We start from the raw sequence: 22,578 nt of genomic DNA, 5'->3' as shown, positions 1-22,578 counted from the left end.
CATGCCCGGAGAATTTCTTTCACAAGACGAAGTCGATGCCCTGCTCAGGGGTGTGAACGGCGAAGAAGAAACGAAAGACGCGTCTGAATCCGCTGAAGGCGTTCGCCCTTACAACCTGGCCACACAAGAACGTATTGTTCGTGGCCGCATGCCCACGCTTGAAATTATCAATGAGCGTTTTGCGCGTTTAATCCGCATTGGCTTGTTCAACTTCATGCGCAGAAGCCCGGAAATTTCCGTAGGCCCAGTCAAAGTATTGAAGTACAACGAATTCATTCGCAATCTGGTGGTGCCCACCAACCTGAACATCATGGCCATGAAGCCCTTGCGCGGCAATGCCCTGTTCATTTTTGACCCCAGCCTGGTGTTTGCGGTCATCGACAACCTTTTTGGTGGCGACGGGCGTTTTCACACCCGCGTTGAGGGGCGTGATTTCACTCAAACCGAGCAGCGTATTATCGCCCGCATGCTGGAAGTCATTCGTGAAGAATTCGTCAAAGCATGGGCACCGGTGTTTCCCCTGAAACCGGAATACCTGCGCTCGGAAATGCACACCCAATTTGCCAATATCGCAACCCCATCTGAAATTGTAGTAACCACCTCGTTCTCGATTGAACTGGGTGCCGGTGGTGGTTCACTTCACATATGTATTCCCTATTCCACCATGGAACCCATTCGCGATTTGCTGTACTCCAGCATGCAGGGTGACCAGGCCGAACCCGACAAACGTTGGGTCACCATGCTGAAAAAGCAGGTGCAAATGGCCGAAGTGGACTTGGTGGCCAGCCTGGCCAGCACACAGCTGACTGTGGCCGACATCATGGAACTGAGAATTGGCGACGTCATTCCCGTTGAAATTGACAAAGTAATTGAAGCGCGTGTGGACAATGTGCCCGTGTTCAATTGCAGCTACGGCACCAGCGGTGGCCAGTATGCATTGAAAGTTGAAGAAGTTCTGGCTGTGAGCAACGACTCACACGCCGATGCGCTGAACCTGGAGGCCTTGCTGAGCAAGGAAGCCAAGCAGGCCGAAAAAACACACGAATAGCGATCAAGATAAGGAAAACACCATGTCTGAACAGCAAGTAGATACCGTAACCGACGCAGCAGATGACTGGGCAGCCGCATTGGCCGAACAAGCCAGCACCACCGCCACCAGTACCAGCGACACCGACAACCTGTTTGCACAGGCCAGCGACGCAAAACCCGCCTCTGGTTTGTTCCAGCCGTTTGCCGGAAGTGTGGCTTCAGGTACGCAGAACGACATTGACATGATTCTCGACATCCCGGTTCAGTTGACTGTTGAGCTGGGTCGGACGAAGATACCGATTAAGCACATTCTGCAACTGGCGCAAGGCTCTGTCATTGAACTGGACGGCCTGGCTGGCGAACCCATGGATGTGCTGGTGAACGGCTATCTCATTGCGCAAGGCGAAGTGGTGGTAGTCAACGACAAATTTGGTATCCGGTTAACTGACATCATCACGCCATCCGAGCGTTTGAGAAAACTCAACCGTTGATACCCTTTCGCAGTACAAAGGCATGCAACTACAACAAAAAAACAAAAATGCGGTGGGACATTCATGACAGGCCATCTGCTGCAAACCACACTGGGCTTGCTGTTTGTGGTGGGCCTGTTGCTCGCCCTGGTGTGGTTGCTCAAACGCATGGGCATTGGCAACCAGCAACGCCGCGGCGGCTTTTACAAGGTACTGGCCACCTCGGCACTGGGGCCACGTGAAAAAATAGTACTGGTTGAAATCGGTGACACCTGGCTGGTACTCGGCATGACAAGCAACAGCATCAACACCCTGCACAGCATGCCTGCGGGCAGCATTGCGCTGGACGAAGTACAAAACCCCGCCGTGAACTTTGCAAAAATGCTGGAGCGCGTCAAGGCAGGCAAGGTGAAATCATCATGAATCCCCTGCGTTCCCCTGTCGGCAAGCTGACCGCATCAAGCCTGTTGCTCATGCTGCTTCTTCTGGCCTTGCCCGAAGCGCAAGCCCAGCAAGTGCTGCCCGGTGTTACGGCCACGCCGGGTGCCAACGGCACCACCAACTACAGCGTCCCCATTCAAACGCTGCTGTTTTTTACCTTCCTCAGTTTTTTGCCTGCCTTGCTGTTGATGATGACGGGCTTCACCCGCATCGTGATTGTGATGTCGCTGTTGCGCATGGCGCTGGGCACGCAAAACTCACCGCCCAACCAGGTCATCATCGGCTTGAGCATGTTCCTCACCTTTTTCATCATGGCGCCGGTGTTTGATCGCGTGTATGAAAACGCCTACCTGCCGTTTTCCAACAATGAAATCGAGTTTCAGGAAATGACCGAGAGGGCCAGCGTGCCCATGAAAGACTTCATGCTGAAACAAACCCGTGAACCCGATCTGGCACTCTTCATGCGCCTGGGCAAAGTGGAAAATGTCGAGAATCCCGAAGACGTGCCCTTGCGTGTGCTCATTCCGGCTTTTGTCACCAGTGAACTGAAAACCGCTTTTCAGATCGGCTTCATGATATTTCTGCCATTTCTGGTCATCGACCTGATTGTGGCCAGCGTGCTGATGTCCATGGGTATGATGATGCTGTCGCCCATGCTGATCTCCTTGCCATTCAAGATCATGTTGTTTGTACTGGTCGATGGATGGACACTGCTGGTTGGCTCGCTGGTGGCCAGCTTTGAGACCTAAACTGAACTGAATTGAGCGTACAAACATGAACAGCCAAACCGTGTTGAATTTGGGCCAGTCTGCACTGGAAGTGATGCTGATGGTATCGGGCCCGCTGTTGGTGGTGGCGCTGGTGGTGGGTTTGCTGGTCAGTATTTTGCAGGCCGCCACACAGATCAATGAAATGACCTTGTCGTTCATTCCGAAAATTCTGGGTATTTTTGCCACCCTGCTGTTGCTCGGCCCCTGGATGCTGGCCACGCTGGTGGACTACACCCAGCGTTTGATCATGAGTATTCCGACCGTGATCGGCTAAGCATGGTCCCCATCAACGGCGAACAACTTGAAATCTGGATCGCCTCGTTCTTGTGGCCCTTCATCCGTATTCTGGCCATGCTGGCCACGGCGCCGGTGTTCGACAACCGCACCGTGCAACGCCGCACACGTGTAGGTCTTGCCGCACTCATTGCAATTCTCATGATGCCCCTGTTACCAGCCCCCCCAGTGCTCAGTTCGGCGCAAGCCATTCCGGTTCTGATTCAACAAATACTCGTCGGTGTGGCCATGGGCTTTTCCATGCGACTGGTATTTGCCGCATTCGAAATGGCGGGCGACTTGCTCGGTCTGCAAATGGGTTTGGCCTTTGCACAGTTCATCGACCCCGCACGCGGCACACAAACGCCACTTATCGGCAGTTTTCTGGGTGTACTGGCCATGCTCACATTTTTGGTCATCGACGGTCACTTGCTGGTGATCGCCGCAGTGGTTCAAAGCTTTGAGTTGATCCCGATCAGCGCAAATCTGTCTGTAGTCAACAGCCAAAGCATTGCCTTGGCCGGCAGCATCATGTTCATGCTTGCCTTGCAAATTTCATTGCCAGTCATGGCGGCTGTGTTGATCAGCAATATTGTGCTGGGTATTCTGGCGCGTGCAGCGCCGCAACTGAACGTGATGTCAATCGGCTTTTCGATCACGATTGGTGTTGGCTTGTGGATTCTGTGGGTCAGCCTGCCTTATTTCATCGCTGGAATTGACAGCGCAATTGGCCGTCTCTTGAGTATTTCCGTGCTGAATACAGGCTGATCATTCCAGAAAAAAATCGGTGTCTGCAGTACAGTCTTTGCCCGCCAAGGGATCCCCTTTTCGGCCTTCTGAATGCGACAAATGGTAGCGGATCACTTCCATCAACTGTTCCACTTCAAACGGTTTAATCAGGTAATCATTGGCGCCCAAGGCAAACGCCTGTTGTAAATCACTGGCATCGCTGCGCGCACTCAACAACACAAACGGCAACGTTTTAAAGTACACATCGCCACGCACGGCGCGCAACAAATCAAAGCCATCCATATTGGGCATCATCAAATCGCTCACAATCATTTTGGGCAAACCGGCATCGTGAACACGGCACTCCAGCAGCAAGCGCAATGCTTCCTGCCCATCATGGGCCTCCATCACATCCAGCCCGCTCAACTGCAGCAACTGCGAGAGGTTGCTGAGTATCGTCAAGTCATCTTCTACAATCATGACGCGCGGCATGCTTCCTCCTTAAGCGATGGCAAATCAACACACAACCAATGTCGATTGCGCCGATTTTTGATCATGATGCGCCCATTGATCAGGCGAATCACCCGCTTGGTTAACAGCAAGGTGAATGGCAAACACTCGCCTTTGAAGGGCACCACAGTTTCTTCGTCATGCGCTGGCTCAAGCTGCCCTCCCTTGACCATCCAGGCTGGCCACTCCAGCAACTCAATACACAAATTCAAGGTATTTTCAGCAGGCATTTTGATGGTCAACTTGCCTGCATGCGACTCTTTGGTTTCTGCAAACGACAACATTTGACGCATGGCCTGCGTGAACACATACTCATCGGAATAAAACTCATATTGATCCAGGCTGGGGTGCAGTTCATATTCCAGCCAGTGTTGGCCATGCCTGCGGCGCTGTTCGAACGAGGAAAACTGGCAAAAAACCTTTCGCACATCAAGCTGCGCAATATTCAAATGCTTGCGTGTGAAATTGGCACCCATGAACATCAGCGTTTCATCCACCAAAGCACGCAGCGAGCGCAAGGCTCCGCCAATTTGATCGATGTAATGCAACGCCGATTCCATGTTCACTGGCTCCTTTTGCAAGGAACTTTCCAGCAAGGCCTTGGCCGATCCAATCACGGTCATTGGTGTTCGAATTTCATGCGAGAGATACGACACAAACTGGGATTTCCGGGAGGACAACAAGGACTCCTCATTCAACTCCTCGCGAATGGAAAGCTCCAGGTCCATTTCCTCAGTTCTATCATGAATAATGCCCACGGCTTTACTGGGCAATCCATAGGCATTTTTCACTGCCACCAGGTGAATTTCAAGCTTCAGCAAAGAACCATAAGCGGTTGAATAACGCACCTGCACCACTGCACTGGGCAGGTTGGCGGTGAGGCAGGCCTGTAGAGCCGAATCCAGGCCCCTGATGTCTTCGCTCAAGATACCCGCTCGCCAGGCAGTGGCCGAGATTGAGGACTGTGCCTGCTCATCAAAGCCAAACAGACGCCGCCAGGTTGAACTGAACACCACGGTTTCCTGTTCAATATCCCACTCAAAAACACCATCTTCAAGCGTAGCCACCGCAGCCACCAAACTGTCAACCGACATTTCATGGTCTTGCTGAACAGTCTCGATTGATTTCTCCAACTGCTCAATCCGGGTTCGTTCCAGTTCAAGTTTCTCGGAGGCATTGGCAACCTGGGCCAAAGCATCCTGCTTCATCACCTGCAATTTCTGGTTGTCTGCGCGCAATACCTGAACCGATTTGTCGATCAAAACATAGACGTAACACATCAACACCGAAATCATCAGCAAGGCAAAAAAACTGATGAATATCTCAAAGCCTGCCCAGCCTGTCCAAAGCCCGTACCAGGCGCTGTGATCAGAACCGGCACCCACATGCACAAAGCCAATCAGGCTCAGTGCAATCATCTGGTTCAAACCCACAATGCCGAAAATGTAGATCATCCGGCTTCGCAATGGCTTTGATTTGCCCACCGAGGTTTCGTGGGCAAAACGGCTTAGCAAGCCCATGCACACAAACAGCACTACATACATGGCCACCAAACCTGGCCAACGCACATCCAGTATTTGATGGTTGTTTGGAATAAAAATAAATGCCATGTGAATGAGAAACTGAATCAGAATGCCCAGCGAGGTGAAGAGCAACATGAACAGCTTGGCTGCACCCTTGGCTGACTGCACCAGATAGTCCACATACAGAAACACCGCAATACACACAGCAAAGGTGAGTACGGTTCCCGAAATACTGAACAGGGCGTCTTTGGCGGAAGGCAGGGTTAAACCCACAAACGCCGAGGCAAAAAACATGGAAATCACATAAAGGGTAATGAGTACCCCTCTTCGAATCAGGTAGTGGCTATTGGCAATCAGGGGCGGGTTTTTGATTCGAACTTCCACGCCCACGGTCATGGCCAGCAGGGACGCGAAAAAGCCAAAGGCCAATCCGGAAAGATGGGCCTCTGAGATTGCAGCTGCTGCGAATGCAAAGTCCTCCACCAACCAATTCATGAAATGCACCGCCCCTGATTCGATGTATGCAGCTTGTTGCTGATTTATTTATTGAATAGTGACACCCGGCAAGAACTTGCAAGGCATTCACACAATTTAACAACTTGGGGTGATACACCTATCCCCCCAATCGGGGTAGCTAGGGGTGAAACCTGCTGCGGATACTACTTATTGTGAAAATTGCACCCAAAACAAAGGCGCTGAACATGCCCACCGCGCCCTCGTAGACGGTACTCGGAAAGCCATAAAACTTCCAAGCCACTGTGGCCATCACGCCGGTACTTGACATGCACAACATCGCCAACGAGTTTAATTTTGCACCGAGTACCTGCCAAATCAGAATAGGTACAAACACCGCGCCCAATGTACCCCAAGCCCACACCACCAAAGAAAATACACTTTGCTCGCTCCACAGGCCAATACCGAGGGCAAAAACAGTGGTCATCGCGGTGGCGGTTTTCAAAAACCAGCGATTCTCCGAAGGTTTTCTGGGCAAGTCTTGAGTGATTGCAGACGAACACGACAGCACCAGCGAATCGGCCGTAGACATGGTGGCCGCAAAAATACCCGCAAGCATCAGCCCGGCCAACCAGGGGGGCAACAAGTCGCGCGCCATATTGGGCAGGGCCATCTCAGGATCAAAACCTGTGCTCTCGCCAAAATACAAGCGGCTAAGCAAACCCACCGCAGTTGCAAAGCAGTAAAACAGGAGGTAATAGCTGTAATACCACCAGCGCACCTGGTTCATTTGCCGGGTATTTTGCAAGGCCAAATACCGGCTGACAATGTGCGGCTGCCCAAGCGCCGCTGCACCGGCAAACATCCAGCCCGCCACAAAGGCCATTGCCCCGGCATAACCGGGAATATCAAGCCCGGTGGGTGTCGGGTTCATAAAGCCATCGATGGCACCCGCCTGCTGAAACACAGCCTGCATACCGCCTAAATGGGCAACCGCGGCCACCAACAGCACGACGATCGAAACAATCATCAACAGCGATTGCGCCGCATCCGTCCAAATAGACGCACGCATGCCACCCGCAATGCTGTAGGCGATTACAACCACTGCAACCATGCTCATACCGATTGCCATGGGAATGTCGAGCATGCCTTCCAGCGCCTTGCCACCCGCTGCAATTTGCGCTGCGGCATAGGTTGCCAGAAAAACAATGCTGAACAACGCAGCCAGCACTTGCCAGCTGCGGTTGTTGGTTCCACCCCATTGTGACAGCAGGCCGATGATGCCATTGGCGTGAATGCGATCCGCCTCATCCCGCATGCGTTCATGCGCAGTTTTTGAGGCAATCAGGTCGCCCACAATCCAACCCAGCATCAGCCAAACAGACTGGATTCCTGCGGTGTAGGTGTAACCAATCAGGCCGATGAACATATAGCCTGAATTGTTGGTGGCCACCGCCGACAGACCGACCAACCACGGCGGCACGCTGCGGCTGGCCACAAAGTAGTCAGCTGCACTTGCCTTGGCCTGCCGAGCAGAACTAAGTCCGATCAGCAGAACCAGGGCCAGGCAGATGAAGAAGCTTGCGCCCAAATTAAGCGGGCACCTGCAAGCTCAATGGCTCAATGGTTCGCGCCGCCAGAAATTCTGGTCGAGGCGTATCTGCCGCATACGGGGAATTCAGCACATTGCTGACTGCGTTGTACACGTAGAACAGGTTGGCACGCAGGTGGTCGCTGGTGTTCTTGCCTGCGCCGTGCATCACATTGCAATCAAACAACAACACTGAGCCTGCTGGTGCAACCACCTCCTGCACGCCGCCGCTTTCTTCCAGCAAGTCCAGAAACAGCGCTGGCGGCTTGCCCACAGCCTGCTTCTTGAATGCCTCTCGGTAACCGGTGGAGTCGGGTGTTTCGCCTGGGCAGGCCACAAAAGTTTTGTGACTGCGTGGCATGAACTTCAAGGAGCCATCGGCAGAAATTTCGTCAGTCAGCAGCACGGTTGCGCTAATGGCGCGCATGCCAGGCATGCCATCCTCGGCGTGCCAGGTTTCAAAATCGCTGTGCCACTCAAAGCCACTGCCATAATGCGGGCTTTTGAAGTTCAGACGCGACTGATGAATGTAAACCGAGTCGTTTAACAAAAACTGAACCACTTCCAGCATGCGCGGGTTGCTCGCGGTTTCTTTCAGCAAACCTTCCATACCGTGCACGCCAAACAGGGTGCGCAACTGCTCTCCATCGGCCTCCTTGATTAATTGGCCAGCATGGGTTTGCGCACAGTTTTTACTAGCCCTCTCCGCGGCGGCACGCAACTCGTTGAGTTCATGAGCAGAAAACACATCGGTCAACACCAAATAGCCATCGCGCTCGAACTGGGCCATCTGTTCCTTGGTCAGGGGTGAGTCTTCTGTCCACTCGCTGTACACCACGGGTTCGGCGCGTCGAATCAAGGCGCCCTCCGATTTGTCACGTGTGGGGTATGGGTCTCTTACGGCTGAAACAATCATTGTGTTTTGCCTCCTGTGGTTTTATTCGGCCAACGCAGGGTATGCGCCGGTTTCATCGTGTACTTCCGCACCAGTCACTGGGGGGTTGAACACGCAGGCCATGATCATGGGCTCGTCGAAGGCACGCAGAATGTGCGGGTCATGCAGGTTCAAGGCGTACATGGTGCCCGCCTCAATCGGGTACACCTTGCCATCAATCTTGCTTTCAATTTCGCCTTTGCCACTCACGCAGTACACACTCTCCAAGTGGTTCTTGTAGTGCATGTGCAATTCGGCCTTGGCGTGAATGGTGGTGATGTGAAAGGAAAAGCCCATCTTGTCGTCGCGCAACAGCATGCGAACACTGTCCCAACCCTTGGAATGAATGTGCTTTTCTGTGCCTTGCACTTCGCTGAGTTTTCTAACAATCATGCTTTCACCTTTTTGCTGTTGGCTTCCTTCTCGGCCTTGGCGCTGATTGCGGCCACAGCCTTCTCAAGAATGGTCAAACCTTTTTTCAGGTCTTCCATTTCAATGTTCAGGGCTGCAAACACCTTCACCACCTGGCCATCGTTGCCGCAGGTCTCAATAATCATGTGGTGCTTGAAACACTCCGCCACGACTTCGTCGGCCAGGGCACCACTTTGCATTTCAATGCCCTGCATCATGCCGCGGCCTTTCACCTGCACGGTGACATTGTCGTTGGCTTTCAAAATGCGGTTCAGGCTTTGGTTCACCACCTCGGCACGTTGTGCAATACCGCGCTCAAATGCCGGGTTGGCCCAATACTTTTCAAGGGCGGCTGCGGCAGTAATGAATGCATGGTTGTTGCCTCGGAAGGTGCCGTTGTGCTCACCTGGCTTCCAGAAATCGAGGTCGGGACGAATCAGGGTGACCGCCATGGGCAGGCCCATACCAGACAGTGATTTGGACAGGCAAATCAGGTCAGGCTCAATGCCGGCTTCCTCAAAGCTGAAGAACGAACCTGCACGGCCAACACCGGCCTGAATTTCGTCAAGAATCAACATGGCACCAGCCTTGCGGGTCACCTTGGCCAGGTTCTTCAGCCACTTCATGGAAGCCGGGTTTAAACCACCCTCACCTTGCACGCCTTCCACAATCACGGCGGCAGGCGCATCTTGACCACTCGACTTGTCGGTCAGCATTTTTTCAAGGTACTCGGTGGTGTCCACATCTTCGCCCATGTAACCGTCATAAGGGTAACGGTCAACGCCACACAGTGTAGAAGCCGATGGGCTGCGGTGATGGCTGTTCGCGGTACATGCCAACGCACCTTGCGTTACGCCATGAAAGCCGTTGGTGAACGCAATAATTTGCTTGCGCCCGGTAATTTTGCGAGCCAGTTTGATGGCCGCTTCAACCGAGTTGGTACCAGTGGGGCCCGTAAACTGAATGCGATATTGCATGCCACGCGGCTTCAAAATATGGCGGTTGAACGCATCAATAAACTTGGCCTTGGCGGCGCTGTGCATGTCCAGGCTGTGGCCAATGCCATCGTCTGCAATGTAGTCAAGCAATGCCGATTTCATCTCTGGATCGTTGTGCCCGTAGTTTAACGAGCCTGCCCCAGACAGGAAATCGAGATAATCCTGACCATGCATGTCGGTCATGGTGCTGCCCTTGGCGCGCACAAACAGGGTTGGAAAGCTGCGGCAATAGCTGCGCGCTTCCGACTCGTTTTTCTGGAATGTGCGAATTTTGCTCAGGGTTTGAAAGTCGATTGACTTGCTTGAGTCACTCATTGTTGTACTCCTTGAGTTTGTAGGAATGTCGCCAGTGGCGATGTTGGCAAAGTGATTTCCACCAATACTTCGGTGTTGTGTCGACCGCCAAAGTGAGACTGTTCTTCGAACCAGTCTCGTGAAGACAAATGACTGCCCCAGTCGCGGGCCAGTGATTTGAAAAGCCCCCAAGACGCCGCGTTGTCGGGCGTAATGGATGTGTGAATTTTTGCAATGCCGCTTTGCTGGGCCACCACCCAGTTGAGGAGTCTCTTGCCCAAGCCCAGCCCCCGAGCCTTTTCCCCAACTGCGACTTGCCACACAAAAAACGTGTCGGCTTGTTTGGGCGGAATGTAACCGGAAACCCAGGCAACCACCTCGCTGTTCAGGGTTGCGACTACGCAAGTAGGCGCAAAGTGACTGCATTGCAGCAGGTACAAATAATGGGAGTTCAGATCGAGTGGCTTGCAAGCATCCACAAGGTCGAATACGGCAGTGCCATCTTCGAGCACGGGATGTCGCAAAACGACATCATGTTTGGACATTTGGATGAGATGGCCCTGTTATTGGCAGGCCCATTTGTTATTAATAAATAAACTACTTCTCATCCTTTCGTAAAAGCTCATCATTGAAAACCAATGCAATGAAGAGTTTTTATGAAAGAACAATCTAATAATAGTTTACTTTATAAATAAATGCAAACCATCTTGAATACCCCTCTGACATCGCTGAAATTGTTAAATTTGGTGGGAATGCTCTAAGCGTAGGAAATTCCAACTCACCAGGCCGGTTAATCACTACAATTCATCAAAATGAATTAAATCACCGGGTTAGCGAGCATGGACAGCACCTTACAAGAATCACTTATTTCGCTTCGCCGCATTATTCGTGCCACAGAATCCAGTGCCCGAGAATTGGCCAAAAAAGCTGACATGGCCACCTCTGAATTGTTGACTTTGCAATCGGTGGCCGACAATCCCGGCATTTCCCCGGGCGAGCTGGCCAAGTCGCTCAGCCTTTCCCCCGTGACATCTACAGTGATTCTTCAAAAACTGGAAAGCCGGGGTTTGATCGAGAAAATTCGCAGCACAGTTGACAAGCGCAGGCTTGAAGTGGTGTTGACCGACAAGGGCAAACACGAGGTAAACGATGCGCCGTCCAGCCTGCAAACCCGCTTCGCAGATCGCTTTGAGCAACTACAAAGCTGGGAGCAACATTTGATTGCCTCAGTGCTGGGCCGGGTAACCACCTTATTGGGTGCAGAAACCATGGATGCATCGCCAATTCTTGACGTGGGCGAGATTGACAAGCCGGCAAAATAAACCGAACAAAGCTGTCAAATAAGAATTGACTTATTGTTTAATATTTTTAATAATTGTTTCCAATTTACAACAATTCACACTTTCTGGGTTTGACTGGCTTTCATGTTTGATTTAGGTGCATTTTTTAGACGCAACAGAAAAGTGTTGTGGTTTGCCATTGCAGCATTCATGGTGGTCTTTGTTTCAATACAAATCAGCAAAGCCTTGGCCACGCGCGATTCCAACTACGGTGAAATCGCCGAATGCACCTATGTGCACCAAGCCCCAGAACTTCAAACCCCTGCCAGCCCGCAAAGATCGAGCAGTACCTATTGCCCCACAAAAGGCTGATTAGCCCGATTTACAGCGTTTGAACCAATACCTGGTTTTTCCCGGATTTTTTGGCTTGGTACATCAACTGGTCAGCATGTGCCAAAAGTGTTTCAAGGCTACGCTCCTCAAATGTAGAAACCTGTAGCACTCCCACGCTTGCCGACACAGGTAAATCGGGGCAGGTGTATTGAATGGCCTCTGAAATGGCTGCCCGAATGCGCTGCCCAAGATTCTCGGCCATATCCGAGCGACTGTTGCCCAAACTCAACACCACGAATTCATCACCGGAGAGGCGATACACCTTGTCCTCCGCTCGCAACCGAACCGACAGCTTGGTGCTGACGCGCTTGAGCAGCTTGTCACCCGTGGCATGGCCGAGAGTGTCGTTGACCATCTTGAAATTGTCGAGATCCAGAAAAGACAACACAAAGGGTTCTTTGGCATTGAGCATGCGCCACACGGCAGCCTCAAGTGCCTTGCGATTCAAACTGCGGGTTAAAGGGTCAGTCAGGTTTTCCTGTCGCAGCGATTTCGAGCTGGCCTGAATTTTTACACTGACACCATAAAACTGAATGGGCAGCACCAGCAACAAAAACAGATTGGCATACACCAACTCAAGGTGGGCCTGCCAGTACGGCACCAACCAAGCCAGCCCCAACACAATCGCAATACCCAAGCCAATGTGGCAAGCCAACATGCAGGGGCCATACCGAATACCCCGAACCAGAGCCACCACTGCGATCAAAGGGGACACGGGTGCCAGGAATTCTGCAGCGACAACCAGGCCCCAACCGATCATGGGCAGATCCAGGCAATAACTGGGCAGCTCAATTTTTTCCCAATGTCGCTCACGGTTGGAAATCAGCCAAGATTGCACCAAGGCCAGGTGAAAATAAATACCCAAGGCAATCATGAATGCCATGCGCGCGCCGTTGCCAACGATGGCACCACCAGGGGCAAAAAAGAACACCATGAGAAAAGAAAGCCCGGCAAAAGCCATTCTCTGCCGGGCACGAGAGGCACTGTCTGAAATATCGAGGACGTATTTTAGTTTTAGCATGCGGTTGAGATATCTCATGGGGCCCCACCGGGGGAACATCCCCCCAGTGGGTGTGTCAGCTCATGATCTCAGTGACGCATCAATACCTTCCAGTTCCAAGAAGTTGCTCAGGCCACTGCGGCGGCGGCAGCTTCTTCCAGGTCGGTGGGAATGTCGAAGTCCAGCAGGCGCTCAACATTCAACACCAGCACAAACTCGTCGTCTACCTTGCCAATACCGCGCAAGAAGTCAGTTTTTACGCCCGCACCAAACTGCGGCGGCGGCGCAATAAACTCGGCCCCAATATCAACCACGGCATTCACTGCGTCCACCATGAAACCGACCACTTGTGTTTCGTCGGCCATTTGCGATTCAAGAATCACAATGCAGGTGCGGCGGTTGATGGTGGTTTTGCCTTGCCCAAACCGGGCACTCAAATCCACCACGGGCACCACAGAGCCGCGCAGGTTGATCACGCCGCTGATGCATTGCTGCATCATGGGCACCACGGTAATTCGTCCAAATTCGATGATCTCTTTGATCCGGAGAATTTCCACCGCCAGCTTTTGTCCATGTACCTGAAAAGTCAGGTACTGGTGGCTGGCGCTGTCACTCTCCATGGCCTTGGCCAATTGCTCATTGACATTGCTCATGGTGAGTACCCCTATTAAAAGTCGTCGAAACTGTCGAAACCGTTTGCACCACCCTGGCTGCTCGCCTTGCCGGGCGCTGGTTTGCGCTCAGCATGGCTTGAGTTGCGGGCAGTTGATCGGCCTGTGCCAGTGTCAAAGAAACTCATGGCGGTGTTCAACATGCTGGCCTGACCACTCATTTCCTCCGCAGTTGCAGCCAACTCTTCGGAAGCTGCCGCATTTTGCTGGGTTTGCTGGTTCAAGCTCATCATGGCCTGATTAATTTGCGCCACGCCGTTGGTTTGCTCGTTCGACGCGGCAGTAATTTCCTGCACCAGGTCGGATGTGCGGTTAATCGCTGGCACCATTTCCTGCAACAGGCTACCTGCGCGTTCAGCCTGCTTCACACTGCTGGTGGCCAGGTCGCCAATTTCCTGCGCGGCCACCTGGCTGCGTTCAGCCAGCTTGCGCACTTCCGCAGCAACCACTGCAAAACCTTTGCCGTGCTCACCAGCGCGAGCCGCTTCAATCGCCGCGTTCAGGGCCAGCAAGTTGGTTTGATAAGCGATGTCATCGACGATACCAATTTTGTCAGCAATTGCTTTCATGGCATTCACGGTTTCGGTCACAGCACGGCCACCCTCTTTGGCTTCTTCAGCCGCCTTGGTCGCAATTTGATCTGTTACGCGGCTGTTCTCGCTGTTTTGTTTGATCGAGCCCGCCATTTCTTCAATGCTGGCTGACACTTCCTCAACACCGGCAGCCTGGCTGCTGGCACCTTGTGACAGGCTTTGCGAGGTTTTTGAAATCTCGCGTGCTGCATTGGTCAGTGAATCGGCATTGCCACGCACTTCCTGAATCACATCGCTCAAACGATCGATGGTGGTATTCACATCGTCCTTCACTTCGCCAAACAAGCCTTTGTAATCGGCTGTAATTTTCTGGGTCATGTTGCCACTGGCCAGCAACTTCAGCACACGGCCCACATCTTCCAGGCCCACGGATGTAGTGGTCAACAGGCCGTTCACGTTTTGGGCCAGGGTTTTCAGGAAACCCTCTTTGTCGTCTTCACGAATTCGGTCGCTGAAGTCGCCATCGGATGCACGACCCACAATGCCTGAAATTTCATTTTCAATCGCCACTTCAGCAGTGCGGTCACTCCATTCAACCACAGTACCCAAACGCTCACCAGCCTCGTTGATTACAGGCGATGCAATCAAGCGGAAACTAAGATCCCCTACCTTAATACCTGTTCTCAACGGTGAGTTCAAAGCTGACAACATACTGCGCTGATGTGCCGGGTTTTTGTGGAACACGTCGATGTTGGCACCAATCAACTTGCGCACGTTGAAGTTGGGCAGGCTCTTGCGAATCATGTCCTCATTGCGCGTCATCATGGTGTTCAACGAGTTGTTCAAATAAGTAATGTGGTTCTGATTGTCTGCAATCATCACGTTGGTGGTCACTGAGTCAAGCGCAATGCGAATCGCCAGGTTTTCCAGTGCTGTTTTGCGTTCTTTCTCGGCACGTTCTTCTTCGCGCCTGGCCATGGCCACCTCACCAGTGCGGTCTTTCCATTCCACCACGGTGCCCACGCGCGTACCTGAAGCATCAAATACTGGGGTTACCAGCAAGTTGAAATGACGCTCGCCAATTGTGAGGTTGGTGCTGTAGGAGTCGCGCAGGCGCGCCAACATACCGCGCTGGTGGCTAGGTACTTTGTGGAAGCTGTCAATGTTGGCGCCCAGAATTTTGCGGGCATCAAATTGTGGCAAGTCTTTCTTGATGTCGGTTTCAGCTTCCACCAACATTTTCGACAGTGAGTTGTTCACATACACAATGTTGTAGTCAGCGTCGGCAATCATCACATTGGTGGCCACGCTTTCCAGTGCCTGTACCTGGCGCTGAGCGAACATGGTTTCCGCTTCAAGCTTTTTCATGGCATCGCGAATGGCTGCGGGCAACTCATCTGCCGCACCTTTCAAGGTTTCTTTTTTCCACAACTGGTGAACACTGCGTACCGCCGTTTCTTCCACTTTGCGGGCGCGCTCATTCACGCTGGCAATCATCTCGTTGATCTTGGTCACCACCGACAACACATCACCGCTCAGGTCTTTGGTTGGCAAAGCCTGCAAAGGCTTCTCAAGGCTTGTTTTCAAGCCGGAAATTTCCACTTCAAGGCTATCAGCAACTGTCGCCAACTGACCGCTCTTTAAAAAATCAAATGCACCCATGTTCGTCTTCCTTTGTAAAATTACGCGTTGGCCTGCTCAAGGCTTGCTGAAATACTGCTCACTTCTGTAATCAATTTTGGTACATCAATAATCAAGGCCACATCGCCGTTGCCCATGATGGTGGCCCCGCTGATTGCCCGGTTCTGTTCAAACAAATTGCCCAGCGGTTTAATCACTGTTTGTGATTCGCCGTGAAGTTGATCGGCCACAATGCCGGCCTTCATGCCGCCAAAGCTGACCACAATGATGTTCTCGCGCTTGGGCCGCTTGGCGTTCGGATGAAACACCTTGCGCAAACGCACTGCGGGCAAAAACTCCCCGCGAAGGTCGTAGTGAATGTCCATGCGATCGTCGGTGCCCAAGGCATCAACCGGCAGCTCAAGGCACTCCCGCACATAGGACAGCGGAATGACATAGACGGATCCGCCCACGCCAATCATGAAGCCATCAATAATGGCCAGCGTCAGCGGCAAACGAATTTCGAATGTGCAGCCCTGCCCGGTGCGTGAACGTACCTGCACAGAGCCACGCAACGCTTCAATGTTTCGTTTCACCACATCCATGCCAACGCCGCGCCCTGAAATGTCGGTAACTTTGTCTGCTGTAGAAAAACCAGGGGCGAAAATCAGCATGTTGACTTCAGCATCGCTAAGTACCTGTTCAGGCGACACGATGCCTTTCTCAATCGCTTTCTTCAGGATTTTTTCACGCGCCAGTCCACGACCATCGTCATTCACTTCAATCACAATGTGCCCACTGTCGTGGTAAGCATTCAGTTGAAGCCTGCCCGTTGCAGGCTTGCCGGCAGCTACACGTTCTTCTGGCGTTTCAAGACCGTGGTCCAGTGCATTGCGCACCAGGTGCATCAAGGGGTCACCAATTTTTTCAACTACTGACTTGTCCAGCTCGGTGTCTTCACCTGAAATTTCAAGCTGAATTTGCTTGCCCAATCCCATCGCAGTGTCACGCACCACGCGTTGAAAACGCTGAAAGGTCTCGCCAATTTGCACCATGCGCAAGCCCAGTGCACCGTCGCGAATTTCTTCAATCAAACCAGCCACTGCACTGGTCGATTCCAGCATGGCGGTGTGGTTCAAGTGCTTGGCTTGCTCCACTGTGCCCGCATTGGCAATCACCAGCTCTCCCACCAGGTTGATCAGTGCATCCAGCTTGTCGGAAGGCACACGAATGAATGAACTGGAGGGTGTGGCTTTGCCTGTTGGCCTGGACTTTCCTGAAGCTGTCGCAACCGCATTGCCGGTGGCCTCGATCACTTCAGGCAATAGCTCTTCTTGTGGCCTCGGAAAGCCTGCTTCCTGCAACAGTTCAGCAGCACGCCCTGCGCCTTCGGGCAGCGCATTGGCCAGCGCGTCCCACTGCTCAGGTGTGCAGTTGTGGGCCAGAATTCGGACCTTGCTTTCTTCAGTCAGAAACTCAAATGCATCTTCAATACCAGGCTGGCCTTTGTCGGTGACAAAGCGCAACTCAAAACCCAGGTAACACGATTCAGCATCCAGATCTGCGAAGCTGGGCAGTGCGTCCAGCACGGGCACCACGGCTTGCAACTCACCATAGGTTTCCATGTATGAAAAAATGGGGGCCGGGTCAAAGCCATCGCACAAGGTGCTGCGCCCAAGGCGAACCGATACATGCCAGGTTTGTCGACTGCTATCGGTCTCAACAATTTTCACTGGCTTACTGCTCGAAGGATGTTCTTCGTGCAACAAGTAGGCTTTTAAACGGGCAGTCAAGCCCGCCTGTGCAGTAGCCATGTCGGGGCTGACCTGTTCAGCATCGCCACCAGCTTCAATACAGTCGACCAATTCTGAAATGTGGTCGCGGCATTCCAGCACCAGGGTGCTCATGTTCGCATCAAACCCGATTTCGGAATTGCGCACGCGGTCCAGCACGGTTTCAAGGTCGTGCACAAAGTGCGTAATCACCAGCAGGCCAAAAACCCCCGCACTGCCTTTGATGGTGTGCGCCGCGCGAAAAGCGGCGTTCAATACTTCGGTGTCGTTGGGGTTTTGCTCCAGCTGCAGCACATAGCTTTCTACTTCAGCCAGCAGTTGCCGTGCTTCCGTGAAAAATATACCGCGCGAAGCATCCAGGTCCAATTCAAAGGCCATGCCTTAGTTCTCCAAAAAACCAGCGTTGATCCAGGACTGCATGCCCAGTCGGGCGGCTTTCATAGCCACGACCTCGGACGGTTTGGTCCAGTGCACGCGCAAGTTCACTGCGGGATCGTTTTGAATGGTCACCAACATTTGCATGCCTGCCGTGTCCACTTCCTGGCAATTGCTCAAATCAAGCACCACTGAAATTCCCTGATTCAAGGACTGACGAATGACCTCAACCAGGCCAGCACAATCTGCAATGGTCAAGGTGTCCAAAGCCACCCGCGTGTGCTTGCAGGTTACGATGCTGTTTTCCATCTCGTTCTCAAGGTCTTCTTGCATAATCAGTTCGCTGTGCATGTGCATCCTCCCCGTGGCCTCAAGCCACCAATTTGTTCACTGCTGCAATCATTTGTTCTGGCTTGAAAGGCTTGACCATCCAGGCTTTCAGGCCTGCCGCCTGCCCTTCACTTTTTAATTTGTCGTCCGATTCTGTGGTCAGCATGATGATGGGTACAAACTTGTAAGCCGCCATTTTTTTTACTTCGCGTACGAAGGTGAGTCCATCCATGTTGGGCATGTTCAGGTCACTCACAATCAGGCTGATTTTTCGGCCATCCAGCTTGGTCAATGCGTCCTTCCCATCACAACCTTCCACCACATCAAAGCCCTGACTTTTCAGGGTCATCGATACCACTTGGCGCAGGGAGGTGGAGTCGTCCACAATCAATACGGTTTTGCTCATACAGGTTCTCGTTCTTGGGTGTTTAGAAAAAAGTCAGTTCGTCGCTGCTGGCACCAGGCTTGGTGGCAGCGTTGGTGCTGCCTTTGCCGCTGTGGTTCACGCGCTCTTCAGCCATGGTGTATTTGCGCTCCAGTTCATGCATCAGTGCAGCCACGTTCAAGGTCTCAAGGCCCGTGTTCAACTGGCCCTTCATTTGGCTCAGGCTGTCTTGCACATGCCCCAGAATCTGAGACACACGGTCTTGAAACTGAAAATGCACCACCGCATTGTTCAAACTGGAGGAAACATGATTGGTGTTGGCGATGATCTGCTCGCTGGCTTGGTGCAGGGGTACGGTGACTTGCTCGAATTGCTCAACCACACCACTCAAGGTTTCGCTGGCTTGGCTAAGCACCTTTTCATCACTGCTTTCCATGCGTGCGGCACCATCACCCGCTTTTTTCGCTGCCGATGCAATCAATTGCACCCGCTCGCGAATCTTCACACCTGTTTCGGCCGACAACATCGAGAGCTTGCGCACCTCGTCGGCCACAATCGAAAAACCCCGACCGTCTTCGCCTGCACGGGCTGCCTCAATGGCTGCATTCAGCGCCAGCAGGTTGGTGCGCGCGGCAAGGTTTTCTACCGAAGCCGCCATCTTGGCCAACTCTTCTGTCGAGGAAATAAAACCTTTTACCTCTTGCATGATGGTGGCCTTCTCATCGAATGAATTTCGAATGCTGCTCAACATGCCATTAAGGCTTTGCGCCACATGGTCAGCCAAACCATTGCCGCTGGATGTGTTACCCAACACATGCGCAGCACCAGCGGCCACGCTGACGGTGTCATTCAATTTGCTGTGAATTTCAGAGAAGGCCTCTGCCAGGTTCACAATGCCCATTTCCATCTGAGAATTGGCAGTGCTCAACTGGCTGTTCAGGGTGGGCACCCAAGTATCAGCCAACTGAATCAGTTCAACCCTTTCTGTATCTGTTTTACTCAACTCATTCACGGTAGAGGACAAGGCCTCTATTTCCGCCTGCAAAACAAGCTGCCGCTTCTTGCCCATTTCATGGATGGCCAATGCACACAGCAGCAATGCTGCACTACCGAAGACCAGCGGCCACACACTGCTCTGAAAGAACGCACCCAACACCAGAATTCCGACCGATGCTGCAATTAAAACCACAGACAACAGGGCCTGGGTTTGTGATGTGTTTTTATTGTTTTTTTTCATGAACAGAAATTCCTATCAGTTGTTTGACTGGGCATACTGCGGGCTCAATGGGGGCTGGGGAATGCTCCAACGCTTCATACCAGCCATTGCAAAAAGTGCCATGAACGGTGAGGTAAGCATTGGCTACCCAGTGGTGGAGAACTTGCAGGAATTCGATTGGGGTGCTGCGCATAAAGTCCTCCGATGGACCACTTTGTTAAACGCAGTGAACTTGAATATTTCACGCTTAAGGGAAGTTTGCGCCGATACCCATGTGAGCAATAGGGAGAAAAGAAATGGAAAAGGGGGCCAATATTGGGTTAATGCACTTGGGGGAATGCAACAAAAGGTGAACTGTGTGAATAAATGTAAAAAACCCGCTGCAGGAGCGGGTTTTGAGGCAATTTGAAGAAAATTTTATTGGGCTTCGGCGGGCCTTAAAGTCATGCCAAGTGGCCCTTTGATGGTGCCGTCTTCGTTGAGGTCATAAATGGTGGTTTCACCATCGCTGGTGATTTTCACTTTTTTGTCTTCAACTTCATAGGCAGCTTCGCGGGTTACACCCATGGTGGACACATACACCGTGCCGTTGCCTTGAAACTCATACTTTTGCAAACCCAGGTCGTCTTTGTAAACACCATCCAGGTTGTTACCGCATGCTGTCAACAAACCGAGCAAACCCAGCATGATGCAAGCTTTACGAATGTTCATGCTTCAAATCCCCTCTCAAGATCAGGCCATCCAAAACTCCTGCAGGGCCTTGGCCGTGCGGATCGGAATTTCAACCATGGGCAAGTGGCCCACGCCGTCAAAAAGTAACACATCCGCATGGGGAATAATGGCTTGGTAGGTGTAAGCGCCGGTGTAATGTACAAGTCGGTCCTCTTTGCCCCACATGATCAGGGTAGGTGCCTGTGTGGCCGACATGCCTGGGCCATTGGGGTTGGGCGCATTCACAAACATTTGATGAAAAAGGTGCCGGTTCACATGTCGGCGGTTGATCAGGTCTTGCGCCATGACAGGGGCCAAAGCAAGGGCAATGGCCCGATTGTGTATGGCCAGGCTCATCAGCGTATGCGCGCCGGCCAGGCTCTCAACAATCATCGGGTTGCGACCCTCTTTCAAGCCCGCTTCAAAGCGGGTGTGGTCGCTGCCCTTGCCGCCCGCCGGGTTCATCAAACAAAGTGTTTGAACCAGATTCGCATGCCGGCCTGCCAGCAAAGCCGACACCAATCCACCCACAGAGTTACCTACCACGTGGGCTTTGCCCGGCACATGGTTCTCAATCCAGGCAGCAACACGGGCCACCTGATCGTCCAACCCATAAGGTACATTGGCATTGAACTGGCTTTCACCCCAGCCCGGCAAATCCAGCACAAACAAACGGTGCTGTTTCAAGAGGAAAGGCACCAGCGACAACCAGTTTTCCTTGTTGGAGGCAAAGCCGTGCAGCAGTACCACGGGTGAACCTTCTGGGTTACCCCCCTCCAGCCACACCAGTTCATGATCAAGCACAGTGGCCTGCTGGCGCTTAAGGCCGGAAAGTCCTGCATGCAGTTTATTGATCAGGGGCACCGCGCTGCGGTTTTTCCATTGGCGAATTTTCAGGCCATGTGGCGGGCGAGCAAGGCTCAAGTACTTGGGCGCCACATCGTCTAGAAATGCAAGCTCAAGATGGTGCATTCCGGCGAACTCCGTGCCAGTGCTTACATTGCCCATGAATCAAAACCTCCGGCTTAAATCAAACGTTTGTTTGTTTTATCGACTGTAACATCGAGTGATGTAAAGGTATGGGCATGATGCCGCGCTGTCAACGATAAAAATAGAGGGGTTTTTACTAATTCAGCAGCAAATTCAGTCTTCGTAGGGCTGTATGCCGGTGGCGCTTAGTAAATAGGCTGCGTCGCCCAATTCACTACTGAACTTGCTTGCGGTCAGCTCGCCCCACACCCAATAGGCTTGCATGGCGCCCACTGCAGGCTGGGGTTCACTCAGTTTGACATGAATGATCTGGTTGGCGGGCGGCGGCGGCGTGTGAATGCAGGCGCCGAAATACGGCACCAGCAACAGCTCGTCCACACCCTTCTCGCTTTGCTCAATCGGGATTGCAAAACCAGGAATGCGCACTTTTTTGCCAGTGTAGGCGGTGTTTACCGGGGCATCGTTCCAGGCCTTTCGCATTTTCTCGAGGGCCTCTTGGGCTTTCGGATCGTTGTCCTGCAGTTCAGCGATGTTCAAGCCCCGAAATGCTGCCATTGGGTCCCAATCGGCGGGCATCAAATTGTCCCACTGCAATTCGGGAAACGCAGGGTCAAATACAGTGGCCTTCTTGTTGTCTTTGTCGGCATTGCCAGAGAGCCGGTCGCCAACAGCATACTCCCCATCGGTCGCAGCTGTATCGCTTGAAAGTTGGGCCAGCGTTTGCTCCAGTTGGGTAGCGCCTTCCGCGTTTTGGTCGGGTTTGCCCAGAAACCAGGAAGCAAGGCCGTAGCCCAGTGCGGTTAGCACCACCACCGCCACAACCATCACAATTACTTTACCAATTTTCATGAAAAA

General features: G+C 52.6%; 26 protein-coding genes. 9 read left to right on the top strand and 17 right to left on the bottom strand.

The window, feature by feature from the left end; all coding sequences use genetic code 11:
- The first annotated feature begins 1 nt into the window (after position 1).
- The 6 genes from fliM to fliR all read left to right on the top strand — a co-directional run bounded on the left by fliM (position 2) and on the right by fliR (position 3,751).
- The gene (fliM, locus tag HKT17_RS04715) at positions 2-1,048 is read left to right on the top strand and encodes a flagellar motor switch protein FliM (protein WP_171098228.1); all 1,047 of its coding nucleotides are present in this window, start codon (positions 2-4) and stop codon (positions 1,046-1,048) included.
- 22 nt (positions 1,049-1,070) lie between these two features.
- Positions 1,071-1,520, top strand: a complete 450-nt coding sequence (gene fliN / locus HKT17_RS04710) for a flagellar motor switch protein FliN (protein WP_008252492.1) — start codon at positions 1,071-1,073, stop codon at positions 1,518-1,520.
- A gap of 63 nt (positions 1,521-1,583) precedes the next feature.
- Positions 1,584-1,922 carry a flagellar biosynthetic protein FliO gene (gene fliO / locus HKT17_RS04705; RefSeq protein WP_171098226.1) on the top strand — a complete coding sequence of 113 codons (339 nt, stop codon included), beginning with the start codon at positions 1,584-1,586 and terminating at the stop codon, positions 1,920-1,922.
- Positions 1,919-2,689, top strand: a complete 771-nt coding sequence (gene fliP / locus HKT17_RS04700) for a flagellar type III secretion system pore protein FliP (RefSeq protein WP_305847153.1) — start codon at positions 1,919-1,921, stop codon at positions 2,687-2,689. Before fliO ends, fliP begins: the two co-directional genes overlap by 4 nt.
- Before the next feature lie 25 nt (positions 2,690-2,714).
- Positions 2,715-2,984: a flagellar biosynthesis protein FliQ gene (fliQ, locus tag HKT17_RS04695; protein WP_008252485.1), complete on the top strand. Its 270-nt coding sequence runs from the start codon at positions 2,715-2,717 to the stop codon at positions 2,982-2,984.
- A 2-nt stretch (positions 2,985-2,986) separates the two neighbouring features.
- The gene (gene fliR, locus HKT17_RS04690; protein ID WP_171098224.1) at positions 2,987-3,751 is read left to right on the top strand and encodes a flagellar biosynthetic protein FliR; all 765 of its coding nucleotides are present in this window, start codon (positions 2,987-2,989) and stop codon (positions 3,749-3,751) included.
- Here the strand turns inward: fliR and HKT17_RS04685 are convergent, their stop codons facing one another.
- The 7 genes from HKT17_RS04685 to ectA form a co-directional block, all read right to left on the bottom strand.
- Positions 3,752-4,204: a response regulator gene (locus tag HKT17_RS04685; RefSeq protein ID WP_171098222.1), complete on the bottom strand. Its 453-nt coding sequence runs from the start codon at positions 4,202-4,204 to the stop codon at positions 3,752-3,754.
- Positions 4,189-6,240: a histidine kinase dimerization/phospho-acceptor domain-containing protein gene (locus HKT17_RS04680; protein WP_171098219.1), complete on the bottom strand. Its 2,052-nt coding sequence runs from the start codon at positions 6,238-6,240 to the stop codon at positions 4,189-4,191. Before HKT17_RS04680 ends, HKT17_RS04685 begins: the two co-directional genes overlap by 16 nt.
- Before the next feature lie 139 nt (positions 6,241-6,379).
- Positions 6,380-7,789: a sodium/proline symporter gene (locus HKT17_RS04675; RefSeq protein WP_171098217.1), complete on the bottom strand. Its 1,410-nt coding sequence runs from the start codon at positions 7,787-7,789 to the stop codon at positions 6,380-6,382.
- A 1-nt stretch (position 7,790) separates the two neighbouring features.
- Complete coding sequence (locus HKT17_RS04670; protein WP_105028569.1) at positions 7,791-8,705, bottom strand: phytanoyl-CoA dioxygenase family protein; 915 nt, start codon at positions 8,703-8,705, stop codon at positions 7,791-7,793.
- Between the two features lie 21 nt (positions 8,706-8,726).
- On the bottom strand, positions 8,727-9,116 hold the full coding sequence (locus HKT17_RS04665; protein WP_008252477.1) for an ectoine synthase: 390 nt from the start codon (positions 9,114-9,116) through the stop codon (positions 8,727-8,729).
- Positions 9,113-10,447, bottom strand: coding sequence for a diaminobutyrate--2-oxoglutarate transaminase (ectB, locus tag HKT17_RS04660; RefSeq protein ID WP_205882504.1), 1,335 nt, complete (start codon positions 10,445-10,447; stop codon positions 9,113-9,115). Before ectB ends, HKT17_RS04665 begins: the two co-directional genes overlap by 4 nt.
- Positions 10,444-10,971, bottom strand: coding sequence for a diaminobutyrate acetyltransferase (ectA, locus tag HKT17_RS04655; protein WP_171098215.1), 528 nt, complete (start codon positions 10,969-10,971; stop codon positions 10,444-10,446). Before ectA ends, ectB begins: the two co-directional genes overlap by 4 nt.
- Positions 10,972-11,265: 294 nt before the next feature.
- On the opposite strand from ectA, the gene HKT17_RS04650 reads away from it, so the two are divergent.
- Positions 11,266-11,748 (top strand): MarR family winged helix-turn-helix transcriptional regulator, encoded by a 483-nt coding sequence (locus HKT17_RS04650; protein WP_171098213.1) that lies wholly within the window; start codon positions 11,266-11,268, stop codon positions 11,746-11,748.
- Positions 11,749-11,850: 102 nt separating this feature from the next.
- Complete coding sequence (locus HKT17_RS04645) at positions 11,851-12,078, top strand: hypothetical protein (RefSeq protein WP_171098211.1); 228 nt, start codon at positions 11,851-11,853, stop codon at positions 12,076-12,078.
- A 10-nt stretch (positions 12,079-12,088) separates the two neighbouring features.
- Here HKT17_RS04645 and HKT17_RS04640 read toward each other — a convergent pair whose 3' ends face one another.
- The 7 genes from HKT17_RS04640 to HKT17_RS04610 form a co-directional block, all read right to left on the bottom strand.
- Positions 12,089-13,138 (bottom strand): GGDEF domain-containing protein, encoded by a 1,050-nt coding sequence (locus tag HKT17_RS04640; protein WP_171098209.1) that lies wholly within the window; start codon positions 13,136-13,138, stop codon positions 12,089-12,091.
- Positions 13,139-13,227: 89 nt separating this feature from the next.
- A complete protein-coding gene (locus HKT17_RS04635) occupies positions 13,228-13,752 on the bottom strand; it encodes a chemotaxis protein CheW (protein ID WP_105028564.1) in 525 nt (174 codons plus the stop codon).
- Positions 13,753-13,766: 14 nt separating this feature from the next.
- Positions 13,767-15,965: a methyl-accepting chemotaxis protein gene (locus HKT17_RS04630; protein ID WP_240965903.1), complete on the bottom strand. Its 2,199-nt coding sequence runs from the start codon at positions 15,963-15,965 to the stop codon at positions 13,767-13,769.
- A 20-nt stretch (positions 15,966-15,985) separates the two neighbouring features.
- The gene (locus HKT17_RS04625; protein ID WP_171098207.1) at positions 15,986-18,094 is read right to left on the bottom strand and encodes a chemotaxis protein CheA; all 2,109 of its coding nucleotides are present in this window, start codon (positions 18,092-18,094) and stop codon (positions 15,986-15,988) included.
- A gap of 3 nt (positions 18,095-18,097) precedes the next feature.
- A complete protein-coding gene (locus HKT17_RS04620; RefSeq protein ID WP_171098204.1) occupies positions 18,098-18,442 on the bottom strand; it encodes an STAS domain-containing protein in 345 nt (114 codons plus the stop codon).
- Between the two features lie 19 nt (positions 18,443-18,461).
- Entirely contained in the window at positions 18,462-18,827 is a 366-nt protein-coding gene (locus HKT17_RS04615) for a response regulator (protein WP_105028561.1), read from the bottom strand.
- A gap of 22 nt (positions 18,828-18,849) precedes the next feature.
- Complete coding sequence (locus HKT17_RS04610; protein WP_171098202.1) at positions 18,850-20,043, bottom strand: methyl-accepting chemotaxis protein; 1,194 nt, start codon at positions 20,041-20,043, stop codon at positions 18,850-18,852.
- On the opposite strand from HKT17_RS04610, the gene HKT17_RS04605 reads away from it, so the two are divergent.
- Positions 20,042-20,431 (top strand): hypothetical protein, encoded by a 390-nt coding sequence (locus HKT17_RS04605; RefSeq protein ID WP_171098200.1) that lies wholly within the window; start codon positions 20,042-20,044, stop codon positions 20,429-20,431. The two genes, HKT17_RS04610 and HKT17_RS04605, sit on opposite strands and share 2 nt — an antisense overlap.
- Before the next feature lie 8 nt (positions 20,432-20,439).
- On the opposite strand, the gene HKT17_RS04600 is transcribed toward HKT17_RS04605, so the two are convergent.
- The 3 genes from HKT17_RS04600 to HKT17_RS04590 form a co-directional block, all read right to left on the bottom strand.
- On the bottom strand, positions 20,440-20,733 hold the full coding sequence (locus tag HKT17_RS04600) for a hypothetical protein (RefSeq protein ID WP_171098198.1): 294 nt from the start codon (positions 20,731-20,733) through the stop codon (positions 20,440-20,442).
- A 21-nt stretch (positions 20,734-20,754) separates the two neighbouring features.
- Positions 20,755-21,741 (bottom strand): alpha/beta fold hydrolase, encoded by a 987-nt coding sequence (locus HKT17_RS04595; protein WP_171098196.1) that lies wholly within the window; start codon positions 21,739-21,741, stop codon positions 20,755-20,757.
- A gap of 135 nt (positions 21,742-21,876) precedes the next feature.
- Positions 21,877-22,572: a DUF3299 domain-containing protein gene (locus HKT17_RS04590; RefSeq protein WP_171098194.1), complete on the bottom strand. Its 696-nt coding sequence runs from the start codon at positions 22,570-22,572 to the stop codon at positions 21,877-21,879.
- Positions 22,573-22,578 lie beyond the last annotated feature (6 nt).

It is taken from the genome of Limnobacter sp. SAORIC-580 (assembly GCF_013004065.1).
GTDB classification, from domain to species: Bacteria; Pseudomonadota; Gammaproteobacteria; order Burkholderiales; family Burkholderiaceae_B; genus Limnobacter; species Limnobacter profundi.
This window is presented reverse-complemented; position numbering and strand designations above follow the sequence as displayed.